Consider the following 10066-nt stretch of genomic DNA (forward strand, 5'->3'; position numbering starts at 1 on the left):
CCCTTCGGGCAGCGCTTGTTGGCTCTTTCTACTGCGTTATCGCCTGTTTATGTAGAATAACTACACTACGCAGGCTCTGCCTTGTATAAAGAACCAACAAACTGCTGCAAAAACAATCTCGAAAGATCAACAGACCCTAGAGGCGCAGTGATCAGGATAAATAAGCGTAGTTAACCATGACGATGGAATTTTCAGCATCGCTCTCTAATTACAGCACCTTGAGGTAGCACGGGTATATGGATATATGACTAAAGACAGTAGGTTGATAAACTGGTTAGAAATGGTGCGAAAAATGTTACCGGATGTGAGCGTAGCGCTTTTATATTCTCCGGAATTATTCCCAGGTCATCGGCCATGGAAAAATGTACCGCAAACTTTTCGTAGATCTGAACACTTAATCAAATTTATCCAGCTCGCCTATCTGCAGCAAAAAATCTGTTTCGCTCAGGAGCCGGACAAAACGATCTCAATTGCCTTGCCCGTTATAATGAACTTTGAAACTGATCGCAAAAACCCTATTTTGCTGATTGAGATGAACGCCAACAAACAATCAATCGAATCGCTACAATCTATTTGTCAGTGGGCAGCAAAGTGGTTAGCTGAATTGTTAATTGTAGAGTTTAATGCAGCCAAAAAATTGCCGCAGACTGAAGTAGCAAGGGTTGGCTTAACGGCCAAATTAGGGCTGTTTTTAAGAACCTCTGTTGATAAACTCAAAGTAAAAAAAGGTGTTTCATTGTCGCTGATAACTCTTTTTTTTCTGATCATGCTGATCCCGCTTGAATACAAGATTTCAGTACCCACGGTAATAGAAGGAAAAATTGAGGCGCCTGTTGTCGCACCCTATGATGGTTTTATTCGCGCCGCGGACACCAAAGCCGGTGAGTCGGTGAGTGAGGGGCAGGTTTTGGTAGAGCTGGAAGATCAAGAGCTTGTATTGGCACGCGAGAAATTACTGAGCCAGCGCAATGAAAAATTAAACGAATACCGCACCACGCTCTCCAAGGGAGAAAGGGGGCAAGCCAGACTCCTTAAGTCACAAATAGCTCAGATAGAAGGCAGTATCGCCGAATCCGATCTTAAGATCAGCAAATCCAAGATCAGCAGTCCCATATCCGGTTGGGTAATAGCCGGAGATATCAGCCGTTCCATTGGTGCCAAGGTTAACCAGGGCGATCTGTTATTTAAGGTGTCTCCGCTGGATGATTTTCGCGTGATGTTAAAGATTCCAGAGAAAGATATTCGCTTTTTTCAGCAAGGGCAGAAAGGGGATCTCCGCCTGCACGCCTTTCCACACCAGCAATTAGCAGCGAAAATCGTCTCGATATCACCATTATACTCCGAACTTGACGGGATCATCGTGTACCTGACAGAAGCTGAACTACTGGCCGAAGACAACCATGGGCTTAAGCCCGGCATGGAGGGCGTCGCGAAAGTGAGTGTCGGTCAAAAAGCATTAGGCTGGCAGCTGATTCGCCGGTTTTATGACTGGGCAAGGATGCAGCTGTGGAGATTTTCTCTTTGAATTTGTCAGATCAGGATAAAGCCCCATCACTGTTAGATCTTCCGTTACGTGTCGATCCGGCCGTTGAAATCGTTGAGCAGTCGGGTCGGTACAGCGCGCAGTTTATTCTCCACCATAGAGTGAACGAAGTCAGTTATCTGTGCAGCCCGGAATTAAAAAAAATCATGCTCTCTCTTGATGGCAGCCGCACATTATCTGCAAGCCTTGAAGAGAGTCATTTAGATCCGCTATCACGCGCTCAACTCCTTGATACAATAGTACAAATTTTTAGTCAGGGCTTCTTTGTCCAAAACCCCGTAGCGGCAGGTAAAAAACCTTGGCGGAAGCTGGTTAAAAATCCCTTTTCGATTAAAATCCCGCTGTTTGACGCCTCGTTAATAGTGAATTACTTAATCGGCTACGCGCATCTGTTTTTTAACCGCTCAACGCTGCTTGCCTCTCTTTGTTTATGGTTGATCGCACTATTATCGTTACCACAATTTTGGGCTGATTTGGCATCACACTGGGAGAGTCGCTTTTTTGATCCTATTAACTTCATTCTTCTGCCGGTCTCCTATATCTTTCTGAAAGTTTTCCATGAAATGGGGCACGCGTTGGCCCTTAAATATTTTGGCGGTGAAAGTAGAGAATGCGGCATTATCTTTCTGGTTTTTTTTCCCTTACCTTATATCAACTGCAACTCTATTTATTCAATAAAAGAGAGAAAAGAGCGATTATGGGTAAGCTTTGCCGGGATGCAGATTGAGCTGACGTTGGCGGCTTTAGCGCTGTTTTTATGGGCAGTATCATCACCCGGCATTGTTAAGGAACTGCTGTTTGATATTGCATTTACAGGTGGAATTTCAAGTTTGCTGTTTAATCTGAACCCGTTGATGCGCTTTGATGGCTATTATGCATTGAGTGACGTGCTGGGAATTTATAACCTGGATCAAACAGCAAAAAAATCGTTCCGTGAGGTTTTATCCTCTCTTATATCGCGACAGAATCCGAGCAAAATTGAACAGCGTTGGCTTGCTTTATATGCACTGTTAGCCATACCCTACAGGTTTTTTATCTCTCTTTCGATTGCGCTGTATGTGAGTGGAAAATTTTTCCTGCTTGGCGGGGTGTTGGCCTTGTTGCTGCTCTTCAGCCAGGTGGTCTGGCCAATAATACGCTTACTGAAGAACGCTTATGATAGCATGCAGTCTACAGAGCAACGGTTAAGGTTTATCGAGCGGGCATGCGCTGCCTGCTTAATTGTCTATTTTGTGCTTTTCGAGCTTACTTTTTCCTTTACCCAGCACACGGAAGCTATCGTTATTACTCGTCAGGAACAGCAGATAAGAGTGCCTCTTACTGCGCGGATATCGAAACTTCTCGCCACACCATCGCAGTATGTAAAACAGGGCCAGCCGCTAATCGAATTTAGCGACGAATCCCTGACTATTGCGGAGAAAAATGCAATTTTTCGCATTCAAGAACTACAGCAGCAATACCAACTTTTAATGCGCGTCGACAAATCACAAACACAGTCAGTACAGTATGAGATAGAGGTCGCGCGATCAGAGTTAAAAGAGATCCAGCGAAAATTAGCCTCTCTTGATCTTAAGGCGCCGGTTGATGGTCTATTTATATTAAACCGTGCGCAGGATTTGCTGCATTCGATTCCCCAACGGGGAACGCTGATTGGTCACGTTCATAAGGCGGGGGCGCTGACGTTAAAGATGATAATTAGAGAAGATCAGCTCGAGGATATCCTTCAGCGCCTTAAATCCGTTGACGTTATATTCCCGGCCGATCCCGGTGAAAGCTATCACGCGACGATTAATACTGTTGTCCCAGGAGCCACTTCCCAGCTTCCCTCAAAATTATTGGGCACACTGACAGGTGGTCATATCGAAGTCGATAATCGCGAGCAATCCGGAATGTTGACCATGGAGAAAATTTTCATTGCCGAGCTGACCGTTACGGGGTGGACATCTAATTATCAGCCCGCCAGAGCATCGCTCCAGCTTAAGTCATCCCCCGCCAGCATAGCTGAACACCTGAGTCGCTTACTATCTAAGTTTTTAGTCAGGCAGTGGTCAAGCGCATACAAAAATGCCAATTATTAGGAGCTCTATCTGTTTAGTAAAAGGGTTGGCGGCCATACTTGATAGTGCTGCATGAAATATTTGTTTCCTATGCCCATGATACTTCAAGATGTTTTATCAGGACTCAGCTCGGAGACCAGAATAAGGCGCAGTATGATGATAATGGCTGTTCCCTTATCGAATGCTGTAACGTAATACTGGTTTTCGAGATGAGCCCCCGCAGGTCAAGGCGAATTGGATTGTTCTGCATCGTTATAAAATCTCAATGTAGAATGACTTATCTATATTTCAATTTTATATCTTGCATCTAAAAACAATTTGGCTTGCTGATTTTGCATCTTGAAGTAACATGGGTATATATCTCCTCAGGGCAAATTCTTCTGCACTTTAAAAACACTATTGACCATCATGTTCGCCTTCAGGCAAACTTCAGCAACAGACGTGGATAGGGAGGAGACCATCACATCAGCTCTGGATAAGCGACATTCCTCAATACCGCTCTTTTCACCCCTTTCTTCGTTAAGTTTGCTTGTAATAGCCGGCTATTACTTCACAAACTTGCCTTGAAAGGAACGAAAACTCCGGCATTGAGCTTTACCTGAGTCAAAAAAAATAACTTCATCTGGTATAATGCCCATTATCCAGAGTTGAGGTTAAATATGAACGGAACCAGCAGATCGGATATTAAAAAGGGCTTATCGGTATCGATTGTTTTAAAGCAGAATCAGCGTAACGGCACTCTGACAGATGGCATCGTTAAAGATATTCATGATTACCCATAAGCTTCAGCCATAATTAAAAGCCTTTGTGGCATAGGTGGTGTTTTCAACGCCACAAACATAAATCGCGGCAACATATCCTCAAGTGAAAACCGACGGTTAAATCGATAACAAAACTCGGCAAAATATCGAGGTAAATGTTTACCTCTGACTGCGTGGTATGTACCTGAAATTGAGTTTTTAACATTGCCAATCATAGTGTTAACCCAAATAAACTGTTCTTTAGTTACGCTTTCATAACCACCACCCGTTACTGTACTTGAATGCTCACACTCAGCATCTTCTACCGCGGTAAAGCAAGCTAGACCATCAGATGAAACCAAGCTATCAGAAGACAAATGTTTCTTTGCCCATCGAGATACCTCTGTTAATCGGAATCCCTCAACAACATGAAAATTCATATAGATTGGGTGGCCTTCCTCATTGGTAGATACGGCCGCAATAAAGGGGATTTTATTCTCCGAACCACGCCCTCTCTTTCCTCCGTGACGCTCGCCACCATAATATGCATCATCAATTTGCACGTTACCTGACAATTTCCGCCAATCTTCCCTTTCTTTCATAACTTGCATAATCTTCTGCTTGATTTTCCAAGCGGTATTATACGAAACCCCTACCTCTCGTTTTAATGCGAGTGCCGAGATACCAGTTTTAGCTTGGGTAATTAAATGAACGCTTAAAAACCAAACGGTTAGTGGTAGTTTGGTATGTTCGAATATTGTGTTTGCTGTGACTGATGTTTGATGGTGGCAATGATTACACTGGTAAATCTTTCTGGATTTTAGGGAGCAATAGCTTTTAGAACCACATTTAGAGCAGATATAACCACCTGCCCATTTCCATTTGAAAAGCGCGTCAATACATTGTTGTTCTGTTCCATAATTTTTGAATAATTCGAGTAAGCTATAGCCATGTTGGTGTTGAATCATATTTTTACTCATGATTTAGATCCTCAACAGCTAAATTATCTTAAATATAGTTCAGGCCGTATAACAATGGCTGTGTTTTGTGGGGAATCAAGAAGATATTTTAACTAACTCTCACAACCATCCTCACGGCATTAAAGTACGCTTAGAAAATGGCGCGGTAGGGCGCGTTAAAGTCATTCACGATTAACTTCACGCATTCAATACTCTCCTCCACACGCCCGTGTGCTAAAACATTTTTACAAATAAGCTTGTAAGCGGGAAAATGAAATTTTTCGCTCTGAAGGTTTTTGATGTCGCGACCTGCATAGCACAAAATGAAAGACTGCCCCGAATCCTATTGCATCCGCTATTTTTGCAATAGGTTCAGTATAAGACCCAGCCTATCCGCAAACGCTCACCGAGATTCCCTTTGTCGCGGGCAGTTTAACCACCTGCAGCATTAAACAGATAGCAATAAACAGCATACCCATCCAGCCGATGGCGTGAAACTTTTCGCCAACGATAGCAATAGCAAACAGGGTGGCAACCGCCGGCTCCAAGAGGGTTATCAGGGTTGCTGTGCTGGCCTGGATATGTCTAAGCCCGTAACCGAAACACAGATATCCGAGAAACATCGGGATGATGGCCATGTAGAGAGCGACGCTGATGTTGGTTGCGCTGGAAAAGAGATTATCACCAGTGAAGGGCAGAGAAGGCAGCAGTATAATTGCCGCCAGAGCAAACATACTCGCCATAGCTGAATTTGAGCTGCTACCTTGTTCTATCATCTGTCGCGCAGCCCAGGAGTAGGTGGCGTAGGTCAGTCCGGCTATCAGGCCTAAGGCGATCCCCCAGTAGTGAAAACCGCCAGATGGGTTAAGTGCCGGCTCAATTTGTTTGCCGAGGGTTAAAAAAACAATACCCAGTCCGCCAAACAGGAAACTGACCAGCCATTTTATACTGATTGTTTTTTTGCTTATAAGACGCTCTAACAGTACGGTAAAAAAGGGGGCACTGGCAATAGAGATAACGGTGCCAATGGCGACACCGGATAGCTTCATCGCGCTATAGAAAGCCAGCGGATATATAGCGACAGCCAGACCACCGGTAATAAGCATTTTAGGTTGACCCAGGAGCCGGCTTTTATCCTGTCGCAGCGCCTTCAGTGAGGTTAACGTAAGTAGTACGCCACCTATCCCCATTGCAAATGCGCCGGTTGCTAATGGACTTACGTCAGGCGTAAAGCTTGCGGCTGTACCGGTCGTTCCCCATAAAATGCTGGCTATTATGATCGCCACTGCGCCGCTAAATACACTATTTTTTAAAAGCATAATAATTCCAATAAGTTATTAGTATACCCTTGATCTTATAACGAGTTTATCAAGCTTATTTTGCTGAACGGACGTTTTTGTCTGCTTTGCAGACGTTATTAATGGGTAAATTTAGACGGAGGCAAGCCGAAGTGTTGGGAAAAACGCCGGCTGAAGGCGGTGAGATCGGTGTAACCCACGGTCTCTGCGATTATTTGAATCGGGTAGTCGGTATGAAGCAGCAGTGCCTGCGCTTTTTCCATACGTAATTTCGTAATGTACTGGGTCACTGTCTGCTGTGTCTGTTGCTTGAATACTTTTTTAAATTGTGTCGGACTCAGGCAGGCAATGCCGGACAAATGGGCAATTGACAGGATTTCTGCTAAATGGCTCTCTATATACTCGAGCACCTTTCTGATCCTCGGCTCAATCTGTTTGAGCAGGCGTTGTTCGCTTAACAGCTGGTAAAAGGTGGCGAACATCAACTGTTCAATATCTTTGTTTATCTGGTAGTTCAGCTGCTCTTCGACGAAGCTTAGAAAACGCAAAAGCGGCGGGCTAATAGAGAAAACCATAGTACTCGATTGCGTGATCTGCTCAGGCATAACATCCATGTCAGCAACGACAAACCTGGCTTGTGGATCGGCATTAAAATGGTGCATCTCTCCAGATTTTACCACGACGCACTCACCGGGCGTTACTTTTCCGGAAAAAGCGCCCACCTCAATATTGATCACACCACGCAGCGGTAAAACCAGTTGGTGAAAGGGATGGTCGTGTCCTTTTTTTATCGAGTTGTAAGAGCGAATTGATAGTAAGTTTGCCATTAACTGAGTGCCGGTCCGATCCACGTTGTACAAAGTTACCTTAAGAATACAAGAGAGTAACACCTTAACCAATAAATTTGCATGAGAAGGCGTTAAAGGGATGCTTTCTTGGTTGAACGGTTCAGTCAGTCATCGCCATGCCAGAGAGCTTCGAGACTTAAGGCGTTTATCAGGGGGCTGCTGGCAGTCAAGCCGGATAAAAAACGGGGCCTGACCCGAAAGGGGAAGTAACTGTTGCGCGATGGTGAAATGAAGGGGGATGGGGAAATGAAGGACACCCATAACTTTTCTTGGCATGAAAAGCTTTGGGGGCCCCTGTTTGATAATGTTCTGCTCAAAGATTGATGACGCAATTGTCTTTACTTGATATCAGCCTAACAGGCTGCCTTTGCTGAAGTCCTGCGATATTGTGAAACGGGTGACAGTCAATGCGGCTTGTCTTTCTTCAGGCCTGCTCTAATAGCATCTCAGGCATTAGCGCGCTGGAATTTGTTGTTGGTTCAGGCTGATAAGTCGCAGTGGAGGATTGCTATTGTTGCCATGCAGCTCATTGATTAGCTTGTTTTATAGTGGCATAGCAGTCACGGTCGAATGCCATGCTGTCCCTGCAATAAGTCCCAGTTTTTCATCAGTTATTTGCTTTGTTGATAGCTTAACCTTCTATTTGTTAGTTTGTTACTTTCTGCTATTCTCCCTGTCGATATAAAGCATAAGGAATCAACATGATAGAAAGGTTACAGACAAAACAGAGAATGAGCCGCGTGGTGAAGCACAACGGTACTATCTACCTGTGTGGACAGGTATGCGCAGATGCAACTAAGGACATTACTGAACAAACTCAGACTATGTTAGCTAAAGTCGATCAACTGCTTTTAGAGGCAGGCAGTGACCGCCAGCATATTTTATCTGCGACTATTTACGTTAAAGATATGGCCGAGCATTTTTCCGCAATGAATGCCGTATGGGATGCCTGGCTGCCAGAAGGGCATGCACCGGCTAGAGCCTGTGTGCAAGCGAGTATGGCTAGGGAAGCATTGCTGGTTGAGATCTCAGTCGTTGCTGCGGAAAAATAATTGTTAAAAAGGGGCATTATCCCATTCCCTAAGGCCCTGCCTGTCAGCATGGAAATGAAGGAACCATGATTTTCTTGTACACAGATCTTGGTTATTCCTCTAAGGAAATGAAGAACATCCATGATTTTCTTATACACAGATCTTGGTTGTTCCCCCATTTCTGAGAATTTCATCGACATGCTGATTAGATCAAAATGAAAGGCCACCCCGCACGCACCTGTTCATCTTTAGCGGCAATTTTGTTACAGTTTCTGCTTTATTTATTGGCTGACCGAGGTGATTTTTATGGAAAATGCAAGAGAAGAGCTATTTTTTGCTGGTGGTTGTTTATGGGGCGTGCAGGAGTTTATGCGTTATTTGCCCGGGGTAATTAGCACCGAAGCAGGCAGGGCAAATGGCTTATCAAATAGCACAAAGTCTGAGTATGACGGGTATGCCGAATGTGTGCGTACTCAGTTTGATCCGCAGCTGGTATCAGTTAATCAGCTGATGGATTATTTCTTTGAAATCATCGATCCCTACAGTATTAATCGTCAGGGCGAAGATGTTGGAGAGAAATACCGTACCGGTGTCTATAGCCGGGAGAGTAAGCACCTTGAGGTGGTTAAACAGTATATCGCGGCCCGTCCCGATTCGAAGAAGATTGTTGTGGAAGTCAAAGCACTGAGCAACTACGTAAAAAGCGATGCTGAACATCAAGATAGACTCACTCTACACGAAGATGACTATTGTCATATTCCATTAGATTTATTGCATAAATATCGTAAAACATCTCAGTAATTAGGGGCGCTCTCAGTCGTCAATAGATATGGCGGGGGCAGCAAGTTTTTATTTTGAATTTTTAGAAAATAGTTAAAAAAGACGGTGTTAAGATTAAAGACCCGCCCGTGGGCAAACTTCAGCATCACATGCTAATTAGGATATGAATCTGAACGGAACCAGCAGATCAGATATTAAAAAAGGCTTATTAGTATCGATTGTTTTAAAGCAGAATCAGCGTAACGGCACCCTGACCGATGGCCTCGTTAAAGATATTTTAACTAACTCTCACAACCATCCACACGGTATTAAAGTACGTTTAGAAAATGGTGAGGTAGGGCGCGTTAAAGTGATTCACGATTAACTTCACGTATGAATACATCTCGCTCTATGCTCCGTCGCGCGTGGTAACGCATTTTTTATTTTTGTTCACAAGCATCTTTAACCCACTCTGAAAAAGGAGTGTCTCCGCGAACGGCATGAATCCTATCTAACAGTTCACCAAAGCGTATTTGCTTTCGATCTGAATTGTCTTGCTTATAATATTTAATAGTACGTGCTTGATTTTTCATAGTAACTCTCTTATTGTGTACGTACTAGCGTATCAGATTAAGGTTTGAAATTGAAATTAAGCGCATACAAATACAGGTTTTACCCAAATAAAGAACAAGCGTTAATGCTTGCTCAGACATTTGGCTGTGTTCGTTTTGCTTATAATTCAGCGCTTGGTTTTTCCAGAGAGCAATACGATTTAGGTAACAAAACCAATTATAACGATTGGAGTAAAAACCTAACTCAACTAAAAAAGAA

At 43.9% G+C, this 10066-nt stretch carries 11 protein-coding genes and 1 pseudogene; 8 read left to right on the plus strand and 4 right to left on the minus strand.

Translation table 11 applies throughout. The features are described 5' to 3' along the window. Positions 1-244: 244 nt before the first annotated feature. From ABZA00_RS14340 to ABZA00_RS14350, 3 genes are all read left to right on the plus strand, one after another. Positions 245-1525, plus strand: coding sequence for an HlyD family secretion protein (locus ABZA00_RS14340; RefSeq protein ID WP_372882845.1), 1281 nt, complete (start codon positions 245-247; stop codon positions 1523-1525). Next, positions 1507-3621 carry a hypothetical protein gene (locus tag ABZA00_RS14345; RefSeq protein WP_372882846.1) on the plus strand — a complete coding sequence of 705 codons (2115 nt, stop codon included), beginning with the start codon at positions 1507-1509 and terminating at the stop codon, positions 3619-3621. The genes ABZA00_RS14340 and ABZA00_RS14345 overlap by 19 nt, the downstream gene beginning before the upstream one ends. A 638-nt stretch (positions 3622-4259) precedes the next feature. Continuing rightward, the gene (locus tag ABZA00_RS14350; RefSeq protein ID WP_372882847.1) at positions 4260-4382 is read left to right on the plus strand and encodes a DUF2196 domain-containing protein; all 123 of its coding nucleotides are present in this window, start codon (positions 4260-4262) and stop codon (positions 4380-4382) included. Here ABZA00_RS14350 and ABZA00_RS14355 read toward each other — a convergent pair. Next, positions 4373-5320 (minus strand): IS1595 family transposase, encoded by a 948-nt coding sequence (locus ABZA00_RS14355; protein ID WP_372882848.1) that lies wholly within the window; start codon positions 5318-5320, stop codon positions 4373-4375. The genes ABZA00_RS14350 and ABZA00_RS14355 overlap by 10 nt on opposite strands. A gap of 70 nt (positions 5321-5390) precedes the next feature. Between ABZA00_RS14355 and ABZA00_RS14360 the strand changes: the two are divergent. Beyond that, positions 5391-5495, plus strand: a pseudogene (locus ABZA00_RS14360) (DUF2196 domain-containing protein); the annotation flags it as partial. A gap of 193 nt (positions 5496-5688) precedes the next feature. Here ABZA00_RS14360 and ABZA00_RS14365 read toward each other — a convergent pair. Further along, positions 5689-6618: a DMT family transporter gene (locus ABZA00_RS14365; protein WP_372882849.1), complete on the minus strand. Its 930-nt coding sequence runs from the start codon at positions 6616-6618 to the stop codon at positions 5689-5691. 98 nt (positions 6619-6716) lie between these two features. Further along, positions 6717-7424 (minus strand): helix-turn-helix domain-containing protein, encoded by a 708-nt coding sequence (locus ABZA00_RS14370; protein ID WP_372882850.1) that lies wholly within the window; start codon positions 7422-7424, stop codon positions 6717-6719. A gap of 722 nt (positions 7425-8146) precedes the next feature. On the opposite strand from ABZA00_RS14370, the gene ABZA00_RS14375 reads away from it, so the two are divergent. From ABZA00_RS14375 to ABZA00_RS14385, 3 genes are all read left to right on the plus strand, one after another. Next, positions 8147-8497 carry a RidA family protein gene (locus tag ABZA00_RS14375; protein WP_372882851.1) on the plus strand — a complete coding sequence of 117 codons (351 nt, stop codon included), beginning with the start codon at positions 8147-8149 and terminating at the stop codon, positions 8495-8497. A gap of 285 nt (positions 8498-8782) precedes the next feature. Beyond that, positions 8783-9277, plus strand: a complete 495-nt coding sequence (locus ABZA00_RS14380) for a peptide-methionine (S)-S-oxide reductase (protein ID WP_372882852.1) — start codon at positions 8783-8785, stop codon at positions 9275-9277. Between the two features lie 148 nt (positions 9278-9425). Then, positions 9426-9620: a YwbE family protein gene (locus tag ABZA00_RS14385; RefSeq protein WP_372882855.1), complete on the plus strand. Its 195-nt coding sequence runs from the start codon at positions 9426-9428 to the stop codon at positions 9618-9620. 55 nt (positions 9621-9675) lie between these two features. Here ABZA00_RS14385 and ABZA00_RS14390 read toward each other — a convergent pair whose 3' ends face one another. Further along, positions 9676-9828 (minus strand): DUF3950 domain-containing protein, encoded by a 153-nt coding sequence (locus ABZA00_RS14390; protein ID WP_372882853.1) that lies wholly within the window; start codon positions 9826-9828, stop codon positions 9676-9678. 50 nt (positions 9829-9878) lie between these two features. On the opposite strand from ABZA00_RS14390, the gene ABZA00_RS14395 reads away from it, so the two are divergent. Beyond that, positions 9879-10066, plus strand: a 188-nt coding sequence (locus ABZA00_RS14395) for a helix-turn-helix domain-containing protein (protein WP_372882854.1), incomplete at its 3' end; no start/stop codon positions are given.

It is taken from the genome of Psychromonas sp., from assembly GCF_041586535.1.
GTDB lineage: Bacteria > Pseudomonadota > Gammaproteobacteria > Enterobacterales > Psychromonadaceae > Psychromonas.

Excerpts from the sequence above, each read along its gene's own strand:
- ABZA00_RS14340 (WP_372882845.1), top strand. The coding sequence starts at position 245 with ATGACTAAAGACAGTAGGTTGATAAACTGGTTAGAAATGGTGCGAAAA.
- ABZA00_RS14350 (WP_372882847.1), top strand. The coding sequence starts at position 4,260 with ATGAACGGAACCAGCAGATCGGATATTAAAAAGGGCTTATCGGTATCG.
- ABZA00_RS14355 (WP_372882848.1), bottom strand. The coding sequence starts at position 5,320 with ATGAGTAAAAATATGATTCAACACCAACATGGCTATAGCTTACTCGAA.
- ABZA00_RS14365 (WP_372882849.1), bottom strand. The coding sequence starts at position 6,618 with ATGCTTTTAAAAAATAGTGTATTTAGCGGCGCAGTGGCGATCATAATA.
- ABZA00_RS14370 (WP_372882850.1), bottom strand. The coding sequence starts at position 7,424 with ATGGCAAACTTACTATCAATTCGCTCTTACAACTCGATAAAAAAAGGA.
- ABZA00_RS14375 (WP_372882851.1), top strand. The coding sequence starts at position 8,147 with ATGATAGAAAGGTTACAGACAAAACAGAGAATGAGCCGCGTGGTGAAG.
- ABZA00_RS14380 (WP_372882852.1), top strand. The coding sequence starts at position 8,783 with ATGGAAAATGCAAGAGAAGAGCTATTTTTTGCTGGTGGTTGTTTATGG.
- ABZA00_RS14390 (WP_372882853.1), bottom strand. The coding sequence starts at position 9,828 with ATGAAAAATCAAGCACGTACTATTAAATATTATAAGCAAGACAATTCA.